The 15,323-nt window shown below is 69.6% G+C and carries 17 protein-coding genes; 9 read left to right on the top strand and 8 right to left on the bottom strand.

Annotated elements, in window-relative coordinates; genetic code table 11:
- Positions 1–97 precede the first annotated feature (97 nt).
- Positions 98–1,615: a glycosyltransferase family 87 protein gene (locus ACIQPT_RS14500; RefSeq protein ID WP_401155898.1), complete on the top strand. Its 1,518-nt coding sequence runs from the start codon at positions 98–100 to the stop codon at positions 1,613–1,615.
- Between the two features lie 42 nt (positions 1,616–1,657).
- Here ACIQPT_RS14500 and ACIQPT_RS14495 read toward each other — a convergent pair whose 3' ends face one another.
- From ACIQPT_RS14495 to ACIQPT_RS14485, 3 genes are all read right to left on the bottom strand, one after another.
- Positions 1,658–2,689 carry an alanine racemase gene (locus tag ACIQPT_RS14495; protein ID WP_401155897.1) on the bottom strand — a complete coding sequence of 344 codons (1,032 nt, stop codon included), beginning with the start codon at positions 2,687–2,689 and terminating at the stop codon, positions 1,658–1,660.
- Between the two features lie 90 nt (positions 2,690–2,779).
- Entirely contained in the window at positions 2,780–3,898 is a 1,119-nt protein-coding gene (locus tag ACIQPT_RS14490; RefSeq protein WP_030077277.1) for a peptidoglycan bridge formation glycyltransferase FemA/FemB family protein, read from the bottom strand.
- 184 nt (positions 3,899–4,082) lie between these two features.
- Positions 4,083–4,394 (bottom strand): hypothetical protein, encoded by a 312-nt coding sequence (locus tag ACIQPT_RS14485; protein WP_401155895.1) that lies wholly within the window; start codon positions 4,392–4,394, stop codon positions 4,083–4,085.
- A 349-nt stretch (positions 4,395–4,743) separates the two neighbouring features.
- Between ACIQPT_RS14485 and rpsF the strand changes: the two genes are divergently transcribed.
- The 4 genes from rpsF to rplI all read left to right on the top strand — a co-directional run bounded on the left by rpsF (position 4,744) and on the right by rplI (position 6,480).
- Positions 4,744–5,034 (top strand): 30S ribosomal protein S6, encoded by a 291-nt coding sequence (gene rpsF, locus ACIQPT_RS14480; RefSeq protein ID WP_018957345.1) that lies wholly within the window; start codon positions 4,744–4,746, stop codon positions 5,032–5,034.
- Between the two features lie 74 nt (positions 5,035–5,108).
- Positions 5,109–5,735: a single-stranded DNA-binding protein gene (locus ACIQPT_RS14475; protein ID WP_018957346.1), complete on the top strand. Its 627-nt coding sequence runs from the start codon at positions 5,109–5,111 to the stop codon at positions 5,733–5,735.
- 43 nt (positions 5,736–5,778) lie between these two features.
- The gene (gene rpsR, locus ACIQPT_RS14470; RefSeq protein ID WP_003967857.1) at positions 5,779–6,015 is read left to right on the top strand and encodes a 30S ribosomal protein S18; all 237 of its coding nucleotides are present in this window, start codon (positions 5,779–5,781) and stop codon (positions 6,013–6,015) included.
- A gap of 18 nt (positions 6,016–6,033) precedes the next feature.
- The gene (rplI, locus tag ACIQPT_RS14465; protein WP_018513854.1) at positions 6,034–6,480 is read left to right on the top strand and encodes a 50S ribosomal protein L9; all 447 of its coding nucleotides are present in this window, start codon (positions 6,034–6,036) and stop codon (positions 6,478–6,480) included.
- 117 nt (positions 6,481–6,597) lie between these two features.
- Here rplI and ACIQPT_RS14460 read toward each other — a convergent pair whose 3' ends face one another.
- Positions 6,598–7,935, bottom strand: a complete 1,338-nt coding sequence (locus ACIQPT_RS14460; protein WP_401155894.1) for an MATE family efflux transporter — start codon at positions 7,933–7,935, stop codon at positions 6,598–6,600.
- A 458-nt stretch (positions 7,936–8,393) separates the two neighbouring features.
- On the opposite strand from ACIQPT_RS14460, the gene dnaB reads away from it, so the two are divergent.
- Entirely contained in the window at positions 8,394–9,869 is a 1,476-nt protein-coding gene (gene dnaB / locus ACIQPT_RS14455; protein ID WP_026290418.1) for a replicative DNA helicase, read from the top strand.
- A 41-nt stretch (positions 9,870–9,910) separates the two neighbouring features.
- On the opposite strand, the gene def is transcribed toward dnaB, so the two are convergent.
- A complete protein-coding gene (gene def, locus ACIQPT_RS14450; RefSeq protein ID WP_401155891.1) occupies positions 9,911–10,609 on the bottom strand; it encodes a peptide deformylase in 699 nt (232 codons plus the stop codon).
- 111 nt (positions 10,610–10,720) lie between these two features.
- Here def and ACIQPT_RS14445 point away from each other — a divergent pair, with 111 nt between their 5' ends.
- A complete protein-coding gene (locus tag ACIQPT_RS14445) occupies positions 10,721–11,308 on the top strand; it encodes a winged helix-turn-helix transcriptional regulator (protein ID WP_401155889.1) in 588 nt (195 codons plus the stop codon).
- A gap of 42 nt (positions 11,309–11,350) precedes the next feature.
- Here the strand turns inward: ACIQPT_RS14445 and ACIQPT_RS14440 are convergent, their stop codons facing one another.
- Positions 11,351–12,085, bottom strand: coding sequence for a dienelactone hydrolase family protein (locus ACIQPT_RS14440; protein WP_401155960.1), 735 nt, complete (start codon positions 12,083–12,085; stop codon positions 11,351–11,353).
- Positions 12,086–12,144: 59 nt separating this feature from the next.
- Entirely contained in the window at positions 12,145–12,300 is a 156-nt protein-coding gene (locus tag ACIQPT_RS14435) for a hypothetical protein (RefSeq protein WP_401155888.1), read from the bottom strand.
- A gap of 55 nt (positions 12,301–12,355) precedes the next feature.
- On the opposite strand from ACIQPT_RS14435, the gene ACIQPT_RS14430 reads away from it, so the two are divergent.
- Together ACIQPT_RS14430 and argG are read left to right on the top strand one after the other, a co-directional pair.
- A complete protein-coding gene (locus ACIQPT_RS14430; protein WP_401155886.1) occupies positions 12,356–13,141 on the top strand; it encodes an alpha/beta fold hydrolase in 786 nt (261 codons plus the stop codon).
- Between the two features lie 120 nt (positions 13,142–13,261).
- The gene (gene argG, locus ACIQPT_RS14425) at positions 13,262–14,710 is read left to right on the top strand and encodes an argininosuccinate synthase (protein WP_401155884.1); all 1,449 of its coding nucleotides are present in this window, start codon (positions 13,262–13,264) and stop codon (positions 14,708–14,710) included.
- Between the two features lie 34 nt (positions 14,711–14,744).
- On the opposite strand, the gene ACIQPT_RS14420 is transcribed toward argG, so the two are convergent.
- Positions 14,745–15,320 carry a TetR/AcrR family transcriptional regulator gene (locus ACIQPT_RS14420; RefSeq protein ID WP_401155882.1) on the bottom strand — a complete coding sequence of 192 codons (576 nt, stop codon included), beginning with the start codon at positions 15,318–15,320 and terminating at the stop codon, positions 14,745–14,747.
- Between the last annotated feature and the right edge of the window lie 3 nt (positions 15,321–15,323).

Below are 15,323 nucleotides of genomic sequence, written 5' to 3'. Positions count from 1 at the left end.
CGGCCCTCGCCGTGTTCCCGGCGACGTACGGCGTCCTGGGCTCTCCTGCCGTGTCCCCCGGGCGGTCCTTGCCCCGGGCACAGCCCCGTACGGCAGGATGTGCGGCATGCCAAGCCCCAGCGCAGAAGACACGAGCGTGCACGAGGAACGGCCCGTCGTGCGGCCCACCGATCAGGACGAGGTCGCGGCGGCCGGCAGCGAGCTGTTCGGTGGCCGGGTGGGGCGCTGGGCGCGGCTCGGCGACGGCCCGCTCACGCCGGTGCGCGTCGTCGCGCTGGTCATGATCGGGATGTTCGCCCTCGGCATGGTGCAGAAGATCCCCTGCTACGAATGGGCCTGGTTCCGCGGGGCCACCTCGCAGTACACGCACGCCTGCTACTCCGACATTCCGCACCTCTTTCTGGGACGCGGGTTCGCCGACGGCCTGGTGCCGTACTTCGACCGGCTGAGCGGCGATATGCAGTACCTGGAGTACCCCGTGCTGACCGGGGTGTTCATGCAGGTGGCGGCCTGGCTGACGCTGACGCCCGACAGCGACCCCATCCAGCAGCGCGAGCAGATGTACTGGATGGTCAACGCGGGCATGCTGATGATCTGCGCGGTCGTCATCGCCGTGTGCACCGTCCGCACGCATCGCCGCCGCCCCTGGGACGGTCTCCTGGTCGCGCTGGCCCCCGCGTTCGTGCTCACCGCGACCATCAACTGGGACCTGCTGGCCGTCGCCCTGACGGCCGCGGCGATGCTCATGTGGTCCCGGGGCCGGGTCCTCGCGTTCGGCATCCTCATCGGCCTGGCCACCGCCGCCAAGCTCTACCCCGTCCTGCTGCTCGGCCCGCTCCTGGTGCTCTGCTGGCGGGCGGGCAGGTGGCGCGAGTTCGGGACGGCCCTGCTGGGCGCGGGGGCGGCCTGGCTGGTGGTGAACCTGCCGGTGATGCTCCTCGCCCCCGAGGGATGGCGGAAGTTCTACACCTTCAGTCAGGAACGGCCCATCGACTTCGGCTCGTTCTGGCTGATCATCACCCAGCGCACCGGCAAGCCCATCGACGTGGAGACGGTCAACACCGCCTCGGTCGTCCTGATGGTCGTGTTCTGCGCGGGCATCGCGGGCCTGGCCCTGTCCGCGGCCCGCCGGCCGCGCTTCGCCCAGCTGGCGTTCCTGGTGGTGGCCGCGTTCATCCTGACGAACAAGGTCTACTCACCGCAGTACGTGCTCTGGCTGATCCCGCTGGCCGTCCTGGCCAGGCCGCGCTGGCGCGACTTCCTCATCTGGCAGGCCTGCGAGGTCATGTACTTCCTCGGGATCTGGTTCTACCTCGCCTACACCAGCGGCGGGGACAAGCACCAGGGACTGCCGCAGGAGGGCTACCAGGTCGCGATCGCCCTGCATCTGCTGGGCACGCTGTACCTGTGCGTGCTGATCGTCCGGGACATCCTCCTGCCGGAGAAGGACCCGGTGCGCAGGGACGGGTCGGACGACCCGTCGGGCGGTGTCCTCGACGGGGCTCCGGACGCGTTCGTGCTGGCGCCCCAGGCCCGGCCGTCCGGGCACACGGCCCCGACGGCCACAGGACCTCAGGTGGAGTGGGGCGTGACACCCACCAGGGACGGCGGCTGAGCCGGGACCCGGCGCGGCCGTCCAGGGCCGCGCCCGGGCCGCTCAGCGGTCGACGAGCCGGTCGTACTGGGTGGTCGTGTGGCGCAGGTGGGCGACCAGCTCGTCACCGACCCGGGGCTCCTGGGCGTCCGAGGGCACGAACAGGATCGAGACCTGCATGTGCGGCGGCTCGGCGAACCAGCGCTGCTTGCCCGCCCAGACGAACGGCGACAGGTTGCGGTTGACCGTGGCCAGGCCCGCGCGGGCGACGCCCTTGGCCCGCGGCATCACGCCGTGCAGCGCCTTGGGCGCCTCCAGGCCGACCCCGTGGGACGTACCGCCGGCCACGACGACCAGCCAGCCGTCGGACGCGGCCTTCTGCTGGCGGTAGCCGAACCGGTCTCCCTTGACGACGGGGGTGACGTCCAGGACGGCCCCCCGGTACTCGGTGGCCTCGTGGTCGCCGAGCCAGAGCCGGGTGCCGATACGGGCGCGGAAGCGGGTCTGCGGGAACTGCTGCTGGAGCCGGGCCAGCTCCTCGGCGCGCAGATGGCTGACGAACATGGTGTGCAGCGGCAGCCGGGCCGCGCGCAGCCGGTCCATCCAGGCGATGACCTCCTCGACGGCGTCGGAGCCGTCGGTGCGGTCCAGCGGCAGGTGCAGGGCGAAGCCTTCGAGCCGTACGTCCTCGATCGCCGCGTGCAGCTGCCCGAGCTCCTCCTCCTTGACGCCGTGGCGCTTCATCGAGCTCATGCACTCGATGACGACCCGGGCGCCCACCAGGGCGTGCACCCCGTCGACGGAGGAGACGGACCGGATGACGCGGTCCGGCAGCGGTACGGGTTCCTCACCGCGCCGGAACGGGGTCAGGACGAGCAGATCGCCGCTGAACCAGTCCTTGATCCGGGCCGCCTCGTAGGTCGTCCCGACGGCGAGGGTGTCGGACCCGAAGCGGATCGTCTCGTCGGCGAGGCGCTCGTGGCCGAAGCCGTAGCCGTTGCCCTTGCAGACGGGTACGAGACCGGGGAACTGGTCGATCACGGACTTCTGGTGCGCCCGCCAGCGCGCGGTGTCGACGTAGAGGGAGAGCGCCATGGCGGCCCGGAACCTTTCTGGTGGCTGCGGTGGATCAGGAACGAACGGTGGGTGCCGAGAGGTGCCGGCCCAGGTATGCAGTGAAGCGGATCAGCGGCGCGACATATAGATGTCGAGCGCCTTGTGGAGCAGCTTGTTGAGCGGGAAGTCCCACTCGCCGACGTACTCGACGGCCTCGCCGCCGGTGCCGACCTTGAACTGGATCAGGCCGAAGAGGTGGTCGGTCTCGTCCAGCGAGTCGCTGATCCCGCGCAGGTCGTAGACGGTCGCGCCCATCGCGTAGCTGTCGCGCAGCATGCGCCACTGCATGGCGTTCGACGGCCGGACCTCGCGCCCGATGTTGTCGGAGGCGCCGTAGGAATACCAGACGTGTCCGCCGACGACGAGCATTGTGGCCGCGGAGAGGTTCACGCCGTTGTGCCGGGCGAAGTAGAGCCGCATCCGGTTGGGGTCCTCGGAGTTGAGGACGGTCCACATGCGCTGGAAGTACGAGAGCGGGCGCGGCCGGAAGTGGTCGCGCACGGCGGTGATCTCGTAGAGCCGCTGCCACTCGGCCAGGTCCTCGTAGCCGCCCTGGACGACCTCGACGCCGGCCTTGTCGGCCTTCTTGATGTTGCGGCGCCACAGCTGGTTGAAGCCCTTGAGGACGTCCTCCAGCGAGCGGTTGGCCAGCGGCACCTGGAAGACGTAGCGGGGCTGTACGTCACCGAATCCGGCGCCGCCGTCCTCGCCCTGCTGCCAGCCCATCTTCCGCAGCCGGTCCGCGACCTCGAAGGCGCGCGGCTCGATGTGGGTGGCCTCGACGTCGCGCAGGCGCTTCACGTCCGGGTCCTGGATGCCGGACTTGATGGCCGCCGAGTCCCAGCGCCGGATGACCACCGGCGGGCCCATCTTCACGGAGAAGGCGCCCTGCTGCTTCAGGTGGGCGAGCATCGGCTGGAGCCAGTCGTCCAGATTCGGCGCGTACCAGTTGATGACCGGGCCCTCGGGGAGGTACGCCAGGTAGCGCTTGATCTTGGGCAGCTGGCGGTACAGGACGAGGCCGGCGCCGACGATCTCGCCGTTCTTGTCGAACCAGCCCAGGTTCTCCGAGCGCCATTCGGTCTTCACATCAGCCCACGCCGGGACCTGGCAGTGACTGGCCGAGGGCAGGCTCTGGATGTACGCCAGATGCTGCTCTCGGCTGATGGTCCTCAGGGTCAGGCTCATGCGGGGCGCTCCTCGGCAGGTGTGTCCCCATCGGTCAGGGGCTCCGGCTCTCGCGCCGAAGCCTACTGTGACCGAGGGGCGCCCGGCCTTGCCCCGGGGGGCGGGAACGCACGGCGGACCGGCGCAGGTGCCTGGGCACCCGCGCCGGTCCGTGCTCCGGCCGGTGCTCCGGCCGGTGCTCCGGTCAGGTGATCACGCCGCCGAACAGGCCGCCGTGGGCCATGCCGAGGAAGAAGCCGACGGCGGCCGCGCCGAGTCCGATGACCAGGCCGAACCGCTCGCCGGTCGTCTTGGAGACGTACATCCCGTACCCACCGGTCAGGATGCCGACCAGCCCGGCCCACGAGCTGATCAGGTGCAGGTGATGGAACATCGCCGTCACGAAGGCGAGAGCCCCCAGCACGAGGGTCACGGCGAGCAGGGTGTCCTGGAGCGGGTGCGGCTTGCCGTCCGTCGCGAAGAGCGAACCGGTGGCGGGGCGAATGGTCTGTGCCATGGAGTACCTCCTGGCCGGACGGACCGGACGGACCGGACGGATGGGCGGTGGATCCAGCGCCTCCCGCACCGCTGCGGGTGTAGCGCCTCTCACACCGCATCTGTCTCGATTGTGCCCTCTGAGCTCCTGATTTCAACCGGAAGCCGGTCTACGGGTAGTCTGTACGGTCTGCACCGGTGTCTGCCCAGGCCAGCACGGCGAGCCTCTACCCAAACCCCCGTTCCGGGATGGTTGGGGAGCTGATTGTCAGTGCCGGGTGTTCTCCTCGGGAACACCGTTGCAATACGCATCACGACCCTCCTGCCACGGAACGACCGTGGCCGCTGAGTCCAAAGGAGGTGGGTTCCACATGCGTCACTACGAGGTGATGGTCATCCTCGACCCCGATCTCGAGGAGCGAGCAGTCTCCCCGCTGATCGAGAACTTCCTCTCCGTCGTCCGTGAGGGCGACGGAAAGGTGGAGAAGGTCGACACCTGGGGCCGTCGTCGGCTCGCCTACGAGATCAAGAAGAAGCCCGAGGGCATCTACTCGGTCATCGACCTGCAGGCCGAGCCTGCGGTCGTCAAGGAGCTCGACCGCCAGATGAACCTGAACGAGTCGGTCCTCCGGACCAAGGTCCTCCGTCCCGAGATCCACTGAGCATCTAGCTCAGCGGTTTTCGGGTCCGAGTAGCAGCAAGCAGCCAGAAGCAATCCCCGCCGAGAGGTTCACCCATGGCAGGCGAGACCGTCATCACGGTCGTCGGCAATCTCGTCGACGACCCCGAGCTGCGCTTCACCCCGTCCGGTGCGGCGGTCGCGAAGTTCCGTGTCGCGTCCACTCCCCGCATCTTCGACCGGCAGACCAATGAGTGGAAGGACGGCGAAGGCCTGTTCCTCACCTGCTCGGTCTGGCGTCAGGCGGCGGAGAACGTCGCGGAGTCGCTCCAGCGAGGCATGCGCGTCGTCGTGCAGGGCCGGCTGAAGCAGCGGTCCTACGAGGACCGTGAGGGCGTCAAGCGCACGGTCTACGAGCTGGACGTCGAGGAAGTCGGCCCCAGCCTCAAGAACGCCACGGCCAAGGTCACCAAGACCACCGGTCGCGGTGGTCAGGGCGGCCAGGGTGGATACGGCGGCGGCCAGCAGGGCGGCGGTAACTGGGGCGGCGGTCCCGGTGGCGGTGGCCAGCAGGGCGGCGGCGGTGCACCCGCCGACGACCCGTGGGCGACCGGCGCGCCGGCAGGCGGCCAGGGCGGCGGGGGACAGCAGGGCGGCGGAGGCGGCTGGGGCGGAAGCTCCGGCGGTTCCGGCGGCTCCGGCGGTGCCTCTGGCGGCGGCTACTCGGACGAGCCTCCCTTCTAGGGCTGCTCGTACCCCCACTTCTTGATCACACAGGAGAAACACCATGGCGAAGCCGCCTGTGCGCAAGCCTAAGAAGAAGGTCTGCGCGTTCTGCAAGGACAAGACCCAGTACGTGGACTACAAGGACACGAACATGCTGCGGAAGTTCATTTCCGACCGCGGCAAGATCCGTGCCCGCCGCGTCACCGGCAACTGCACGCAGCACCAGCGTGACGTCGCCACGGCTGTCAAGAACAGCCGTGAGATGGCGCTGCTGCCCTACACGTCCACCGCGCGATAAGGGAAGGGTGACAACAGCATGAAGATCATCCTCACCCACGAGGTCTCCGGCCTCGGCACCGCCGGCGACGTCGTCGACGTCAAGGACGGGTACGCCCGCAACTACCTGGTTCCGCGTGGCTTCGCCATTCGCTGGACCAAGGGTGGCGAGAAGGACGTGGCGCAGATCCGCCGCGCCCGCAAGATCCACGAGATCGCGACGATCGAGCAGGCCAACGAGATCAAGGCCAAGCTCGAGGGCGTGAAGGTCCGTCTGGCTGTTCGCTCCGGCGACGCCGGCCGTCTCTTCGGCTCGGTCACCCCGGCCGACGTCGCTTCGGCGATCAAGGCCGCCGGTGGTCCGGACGTCGACAAGCGTCGCGTCGAGCTCGGTTCGCCGATCAAGACGCTCGGCGGACACCAGGTGTCCGTCCGTCTGCACCCCGAGGTCGCAGCGAAGCTGGCCGTCGAGGTCGTTGCTGCCTAAGGGCAGAGCTCAGCTGAGCCAGTGAAGGGCCGCACCCACTGGGTGCGGCCCTTCACTGTGTTTCACGTGAAACAGCCCCGGGACGTTTCACGTGAAACAGCTCGTGCGGTGTGCCGCTCAGCGCGTGGCCCCGGTGACGATCCACCGGCCCGATCGGGTGCGCAGCCAGAGCGTGACGAGGCGGACGGCCATCATCAGCGTCATCGCCCACCAGAGCGCGGTGAGCCCGCCGCCGAGGGAGGGCACCAGGAGCGCGACGGGAGCGAAGACGGCGAGTGTCACCAGCATCGCCCAGGCGAGATAGCGTCCGTCGCCCGCTCCCATCAGGACGCCGTCCAGGACGAAGACCACGCCGGCGATCGGCTGGGAGACCGCCACGACCAGGAGCGCGGGGAGCAGGGTGTCCTGCACCGAGGGGTCGCTGGTGAAGAGCGGGATGAAGAGGGGCCGGGCGAGCACGATCAGGACGCCGAGCGCGATGCCGCAGCCGATGCCCCACTCGACCATGCGGCGGCAGGCCTCGCGTGCGCCCTTCTCGTCGTTCGCCCCCAGATAGCGGCCGATGATCGCCTGCCCCGCGATGGCGATGGCGTCGAGGGCGAAGGCGGTCAGGCTCCAGAGGGAGAGGATGATCTGGTGCGCGGCGATGTCGACGTCCCCGAGCCGGGCGGCGACGGCGGTGGCGATCATCAGGACAGCGCGCAGGGACAGGGTCCGGACCAGCAGGGGTACGCCTGCCCGTGCGCTCGCCCTGATGCCGGCCGCGTCCGGGCGCAGGGAGGCGCCGTGCTTCCGGGCCCCTCGGATCACCACGACGAGATAGACGACGGCCATACCGACCTGGGCGATCACCGTTCCCCACGCGGATCCGGCGATGCCGAGCCCGGCACCGTAGACGAGGGTCACATTGAGGACGGCATTCGCCGTGAAACCGCCGACGGCGACGTACAGCGGGGTGCGGGTGTCCTGGAGACCGCGCAGTACGCCGGTGGCGGCGAGCACGACGAGCATGGCCGGGATGCCGAGGATGGAGATCCTCAGGTACGTGATGGCGTACGGAGCGGCGGTGTCGGACGCGCCGAAGATGTCGACGAGCCAGGGGGCTGTCGGGATCGCGAGAGCGACGACGGCGGCACCGAGCAGCAGGGCGAGCCAGATGCCGTCCATGCCCTGGCGGATGGCGGCGGGCAGATCGCCCGCCCCCACGCGGCGGGCGACGGCCGCCGTGGTCGCGTAGGCGAGGAAGACGAAGATGCTCACGGCGGTCATCAGGAGGGCCGCGGCGATGCCGAGGCCGGCCAGCTGCGGGGTGCCGAGGTGGCCGACGACGGCGCTGTCGACCATCACGAACAGGGGCTCGGCGACGAGCGCGCCGAACGCCGGAACGGCAAGGGCGATGATCTCGCGGTCGTGCCGTCGGCGGCTGTTCTTCGGGGTCGCGGGGGCCTGGGTCATGGGGGTCAATCTAATCTTCCACAGGTAAGAGATGCAATCAGTCTTTGGCCCTTACTTGAGTCCCGGTGGGGCCTTCCTTCCCGCGCCGTTTGCGGTGATCTTGAAATGAGGGCGAAAGTTTTTCTCCCCCACAGTCGGTGGATGGGGAACGTGCAGGTCAGAGTGGTCACGCAGATGTGGCTATGAGTTTGTCCACAGTGCTGTCCCCCGGTCCGTGCACAGGTTCGGCGGGGTTCTCCACAGCATCTGGTCCGTCGTCCACATGCCCTGTGGATAACCAGATTGGCTGACGGTGCGGAGGGGCCTACCGTGGTGCGGCGCCCGCACTCCGTTCCGGCACCGGAATCCACCGAACCAGATGCGCCGGAAGTGGAGTCGGGCGACCTGTTTGTCGGTGCCGTGCCGTAAGAAAGAGTGGCACGGCTAGGTCCGCGATGCGGACGGGAGGAGGCGGCGCGGTGAGCATTCCCGAGCCTTTGGACGACCCCTGGACCGAGACCGGTCCCGGGGACCGTCTGCCTGTCTCCCGCCAGCGCCGCGGGGACCGCAAGGGGCGTGAGGACCGCCACGACCGCGGCTCGGACGAGGCCTGGGAGGGCGGTTCCCCCGGGTTCGAGCGGGTGCCGCCCCAGGACCTCGACGCGGAGCAGTCGGTCCTCGGCGGCATGCTGCTGTCCAAGGACGCCATCGCGGACGTCGTGGAGATCATCAAGGGGCACGACTTCTACCGCCCCGCCCACGAGACCGTCTACACGGCGATCCTCGATCTCTACGCCAAGGGCGAGCCGGCCGACCCGATCACGGTCGCCGCCGAGCTGGTCAAACGCGGGGAGATCACCAAGGTCGGCGGAGCGCCGTATCTGCACACCCTGGTGCAGTCCGTCCCCACCGCGGCCAACGCCTCGTACTACGCGGAGATCGTCCATGAGCGGGCGGTGCTCCGGCGCCTGGTCGAGGCGGGCACGAAGATCACGCAGATGGGATACGCGGCCGACGGGGACGTCGACGAGATCGTCAACTCCGCGCAGGCCGAGATCTACGCCGTCACCGAGCAGCGCACCAGCGAGGACTACCTCCCCCTCGGCGACATCATGGAGGGCGCGCTCGACGAGATCGAGGCCATCGGCTCACGCAGCGGCGAGATGACCGGAGTGCCGACGGGCTTCACGGACCTCGACGCCCTGACGAACGGCATGCACCCCGGCCAGATGATCGTCATCGCGGCCCGTCCCGCGATGGGTAAGTCCACGCTGGCGCTGGACTTCGCCCGCGCCGCGTCGATCAAGAACAACCTGCCCAGCGTCATCTTCTCCCTCGAGATGGGGCGCAACGAGATCGCGATGCGTCTGCTGTCGGCCGAGGCGCGGGTCGCCCTGCACCACATGCGGTCCGGCACGATGACGGACGAGGACTGGACGCGGCTCGCGCGCCGGATGCCCGAGGTCTCGGCCGCCCCGCTCTACATCGACGACTCCCCCAACCTGTCGATGATGGAGATCCGCGCGAAGTGCCGCCGGCTCAAGCAGCGCAACGACATCAAGCTCGTGATCATCGACTATCTGCAGCTGATGCAGGCCGGTGGCTCGAAGCGGTCCGAGAGCCGTCAGCAGGAGGTCTCGGACATGTCCCGAAACCTGAAGCTGCTGGCCAAGGAGCTGGAGGTCCCGGTGATCGCGCTCTCGCAGCTGAACCGTGGCCCCGAGCAGCGCACGGACAAGAAGCCGATGGTGTCCGACCTGCGTGAGTCCGGCTCCATCGAGCAGGACGCCGACATGGTCATCCTGCTCCACCGCGAGGACGCGTACGAGAAGGAGTCACCGCGCGCGGGCGAGGCGGACATCATCGTCGGCAAGCACCGTAACGGCCCGACGGCCACCATCACCGTGGCCTTCCAGGGGCACTACTCCCGCTTCGTGGACATGGCGCAGACCTGACGGACTCCCGCCCGGCCGGAGACGGTTGACGTACCGAGCTCTCACCGCCCCATACCGGCGGCCTTGAGCGCACGCCGGGCGAACACGTCCTCACGGCGGTCCGCCGTCTGCCGCAGCGCGTCCTTGCGGTCCCGGGCGGAGAGCCGGTCGAGATACGTGTGCCCCAAGAGGTGATCGGTCTCGTGCTGCAGGCACCGGGCGAAGTACCCCGTTCCTTCGATGACGACCGCGTTGCCGTCCTTGTCGAACCCGCGAGCGACGGAACGATCGGTGCGGGGAACCGTCATGGTCGCACCGGGCGCGGACAGGCAGCCCTCGGAGTCGTCGACGAGTCGGCGACCGCCCGGCTCGGGCAGATCCAGGACCGGGTTGATGAGGTGGCCGATATGCCGGACCCCGTAGTCGTCCGGGCAGTCGTACACGAACAGCCGCAGGGCGACGCCCACCTGGTTGGCGGCCAGGCCGGCGCCGTCGGCCACATACATCGTCAGGAACATGTCGTCGATCAGCGCCGACAACTCGCCGGTGCCGAACGCGGTCACGTCCTGGCACGAACGGTTCAGGATCTCCTCGCCCACCACCGTGATCCGCCGGACCGAACCCCGCTCCGCCTCCGGAGGCAGAGCCGGATACGAGTCGACGGGCCGACCTTGCAGACGGACGCGCCGGTCGACGCGCCGGTCGACGGGCCGGTCGACGGGCCGGTCGACGGGCCGGGACTGCTCGTGACGAACAGGCATGAGTTGCTCCCCTCCAGCGCACACCACGGGTGCCTGGGACAGCGTGGCGGCTCGACGCCTTTGAACTGGTGCTGCTTGCCAAGTTCTTTGCAAAGTAGCAGACTTTGCAAAGTGACTGAAGATGATGTCGACGCACCGAACGACCGGACGCGTGGGGCGGGCGAAGAACTGCGCGAGCACGAGGTCCGTACACAACTGCTGGACCTGCTCGCCGAAGTCGGAGCCGTCACGGCGACCGAAGCAGCCGCCCGGCTGGGCCACAGCTCCGGGCTCTGTTCCTTTCACCTGCGTCAGCTCGCACGCCACGGGTACATCGAAGAGGCTCCCCACCGCGGGGGCCGCGCCCGCCCCTGGCGGCTGAAGCGGCACACCGCCACGGCCGGCGGGTCCGCAGATGCTCGATTCGGTGACATGGCCCGGGGGCTGGAGGACGAGAGCTGGCAGCGATGGCTGGCCCAGCGGGACGAGGCGCCGGCCGACTGGCGTCACGGCGAGGCCTTCAGCGCCGTCGCCTATCTGACACCTGCGGAGATGCGCCGGGTCGCGGGCGTGGTCCGGCAGGCGCTCGCGCCCTACCAGGACCGCGAACAGCGCCCTCTGGCCCGGCCCGACGGCGCTCTGCCGGTGGCTCTGATCACCCGGCTGTTCCCTCTGCTTCCCCACGCGACGGGCGCCGCGGACCAGGGCCCTGGGGCGTGAGCCGTGTGGTCCCGGAGCCCGTCGCCGGGGGAGCGGGAGCCCTCAGGCCTTCGTCAGGGTGCGGGCGAGGAGGGGAAGCAGGCGGTCCCAGTGGTGCTGGAGTCCGGCCGGGTCGAAGGCGTCGGTGTCGGACATGGTGAAGCCGTGGACGGTGCCGGGGTAGATCTCGGAGGTGTAGCCGACGCCCGCGGCGTCCAGGGACCCGTTGAGCTCGCCGAGCGCTTCCGGCGTGATGTCCGTCGCCGCGTGGCCGAAGTGGACCTCGGCGGTGAGACGGCGCAAGCCGTCGGGCCCGTCGGCGGCGACGGGGGCGTGGAACGCGGCGACGGCGGCCACCTGTCCGGGGTGGGCCGCGGCGGTACGGGTCGCCAGGAGGCCGCCGATGCAGTAGCCGGTCACCGCGACCGGTCCGGCGTCCACCTCGGGCTGGGCCGAGAGATACGTGAGGTAGGCGTCGGCGTCGCGCACGACGCGTTCGGCGGTGTGCGCCTCGATCAGGGGCATCAACCGGCCGATGAGCGCGGGCCGGTGCTCTTCTCCGATGTGCTCGGGGAGGTCGACGACCGGTGTCGGGCCGTTCCGGTAGAAGAAGTTGGGGACGAGCACGTAGTAGCCGTGCCCGGCCAGTTCGCGGGCCATCTCCCGCAGTACGGGACGGATGCCGAAGGCGTCCGCGTACATCAGCACCCCAGGGTGCCGCTCGGCGTCTTCGGGGTGGGCGACGAAGGCGTCGGCCAGGCCGTCCGCGGTGGGGATCTGCACGGTCTTGGTGGGAATGGTGGATCTTCCTTCCTGGAGGTTCGCCGTTGACGTTCGTGGCGTTGACGTTCGTGACACTAACGTTTGGGCGCGAGCGAACGTACGGCGTCGGTCGGCGCCCGAGCCTCCTGGACGCGACCCTGGACGGCCAGGACGGCGAACTGCTCGCGTCGCTGGGCCCGTCCGAACGCGACCAGCTCGTCCGGTTGCCTTCCCGCCTGCTGGACCACCACACCGGCACACCGGCCCCTCCTGACCTCGTGTCAGGGAGCCCTCATACTGGCGGGCATGACGCCGAGGACTTCGCCCGGGCCGGAACGCGGCGCCCTGCGTGTGTCCGGGCGGCGGCTGTCCTTCCTCGACTTCGGTGGTCCGGGGCGTCCTCTGCTGGCCCTGCACGGGCACTTCGCGGAGGGGCGCACGTTCACGCGCCTCGCCGGTGAACTGGGCGATGCCTGGCGGATCGTCGCCCTCGACCAGCGGGGGCACGGCCATTCCGACCGCTCGGCCGACTACTCCCGCACCGGCTACGCCGAGGACGCCGCGGCCCTGCTGGAGCACCTGGGGATCGGCGGCGCGGTCGTGCTCGGCCACTCCCTCGGGGGTGTCAACGCCTACCAGCTCGCGGCCCGGCGCCCGGGGCTGGTGGACGCGCTGATCGTCGAGGACATAGGAGCCGAGGTCGATGGGGACCTCTCCTTCAGCCTGTCCTGGCCGCGCCGGGCACCGACCCGGGCCGCGCTCCTGGATGCGCTGGGCCCGTCGGCGAGCCACCTCACGGATGCCGTCCGTGAGTACGCCGACGGATGGGGGCTCGCCTTCGACCCGGAGGACATGAACGCCTCGCAGCGGCAGCTCAACGGCGACCACTGGGACGACTGGCTCGCCGGCGACTGCCCGGCCCTGCTCATCCGGGGCAGCCGCAGTACGGTGCTCAGCGCCGAGCAGGCCAGGGACATGGCGGCACGGCGCCCCCGAACGCGGCTGGTCGAGCTGCCGGCCGGACACACCGTCCACGAGACCGTTCCGGCGGAGTTCGCGGCGGCCACCAGGGAGTTTCTCGGCGCGCTGTGAGCTTGCCGGACCGGGGCGTCTCATCCCGGGCACCGACGGCGGGGCGTTCTCTCGGACGGTACGGGAGGTCCCTGGACGCGCCACGTTGAATGATCATGCGTTGGGATGCATACTCTTCCTATGTCTAAGGTTCTCACCTCCCTGCCCATCGGCGAGCGTGTCGGCATCGCCTTCTCCGGCGGTCTCGACACCTCGGTCGCCGTCGCGTGGATGCGCGACAAGGGTGCCGTCCCGTGCACCTACACCGCCGACATCGGCCAGTACGACGAGCCCGACATCGCCTCGGTGCCGGGGCGCGCGTCGGCGTACGGCGCCGAGATCGCGCGCCTGGTCGACTGCCGTGCGGCGCTGGTCGAGGAGGGGCTGGCCGCGCTCACCTGCGGCGCGTTCCATATCCGGTCGGGTGGACGTGCCTACTTCAACACCACGCCGCTCGGCCGTGCCGTCACGGGGACCCTGCTGGTCCGGGCGATGCTGGAGGACGACGTACAGATCTGGGGCGACGGGTCGACGTTCAAGGGCAACGACATCGAGCGGTTCTACCGCTACGGGCTGCTCGCCAACCCGCACCTGCGGATCTACAAGCCGTGGCTGGACGCGGACTTCGTCTCCGAGCTCGGCGGCCGCAAGGAGATGTCGGAGTGGCTGGTCGCCCACGAGCTGCCCTACCGCGACAGCAGCGAGAAGGCGTACTCGACCGATGCCAACATCTGGGGCGCCACCCATGAGGCCAAGACTCTGGAGCACCTCGACGCCGGCATCGAGACCGTGGAGCCGATCATGGGCGTGCGGTTCTGGGATCCCGCGGTGGAGATCGCTGCCGAGACCGTGACGATCGGCTTCGATCAGGGCCGCCCGGTGACGATCAACGGCAAGGAGTTCGCCACCCCGGTCGACCTGGTGATGGAGGCGAACGCGATCGGCGGACGCCACGGCATGGGCATGTCGGACCAGATCGAGAACCGGGTGATCGAGGCCAAGAGCCGCGGCATCTACGAGGCGCCCGGGATGGCGCTGCTGCACGTGGTGTACGAGCGGCTGGTCAACGCGATCCACAACGAGGACACCCTGGACAACTACTACAACGAGGGGCGGCGGCTCGGCCGGCTGATGTACGAGGGCCGCTGGCTCGACCCGCAGGCGCTGATGATCCGCGAGTCGCTGCAGCGCTGGGTGGGCACGGCGGTCACCGGGGAGGTGACGCTGCGGCTGCGGCGTGGTGACGACTACTCGATCCTGGACACCGACGGCCCGGCGTTCAGCTACCACCCGGACAAGCTGTCGATGGAGCGCACCGAGGACTCGGCGTTCGGCCCGGTGGACCGGATCGGCCAGCTCACGATGCGCAACCTCGACATCGCCGACTCGCGCGCCAAGCTCGAGCAGTACGCCGGCCTCGGCATGGTCGGATCGACCCATCCCGCGCTCATCGGCGCCGCGCAGGCGGCCTCGACCGGACTGATCGGTGCGATGCCGCAGGGCGGCGCCGAGGTCATCGCCTCACGCGGCAGGGTGTCCGGTGGCGACGAGATGCTCGACCACGCCGCGATGGAGTTCGGCACCGACTGATTTCAGCAGGGTGATCGGCGGCTCCGCGAGCGCGCTAGGGGGCCGGGATGATCCGCGTGACGACGGCCTCGACCAGGCGGTCGAGGCCGGTGTCGCCGAACATGTCGGGGAGCGTGAAGTGCTCCAGGAGTACTCCGGTCATGGCCAGGTAGAGGACCAGGAAGGCGTCGTGGTCGCCCGGGAGGTCCCGGTCGCGGTGGAAGGAGAGGCTTTCCTCGTAGCCGGCGCGCACGGTTCGGGTCAGCTGGGTGCGCAGTTCGGGGCGGCGGGTCGCCTCCAGACGGAGTTCCAGCATGGCCAGATAGCCGGTCCTGTCGTCGGTCATGCGGCGGATCAGCCAGTGCATCAGCTCGGTGACCAGCTCCCGGGAGGGGGCGGGCAGCATGGCCCGTTCGACCTGGGCCGGGTCCGGTGTCATCCGGCTGTTGATGCGGGCGCCGGTCTGCATCAGGAGGTCGTCGCGGCTGCTGAAGTAGTTCGACGCGGTGCCCACCGGCACGCCCGCCCGGGCGTCCACGGCGCGGAAGGTGAGCCCGCGGGCGCCTTCGTGTGCGAGGACGTCGATCGCCGCGTCCGTGAGGGTGACCCTGCGTTCGGGGTTCTTCGCCATGAC

The organism is Streptomyces sp. NPDC091289, from assembly GCF_044757365.1.
Taxonomy (GTDB): Bacteria; Actinomycetota; Actinomycetes; order Streptomycetales; family Streptomycetaceae; genus Streptomyces.
The sequence above is the reverse complement of the archived record's forward strand: the minus strand, read 5'-3'. Positions and strand labels throughout refer to the sequence as shown.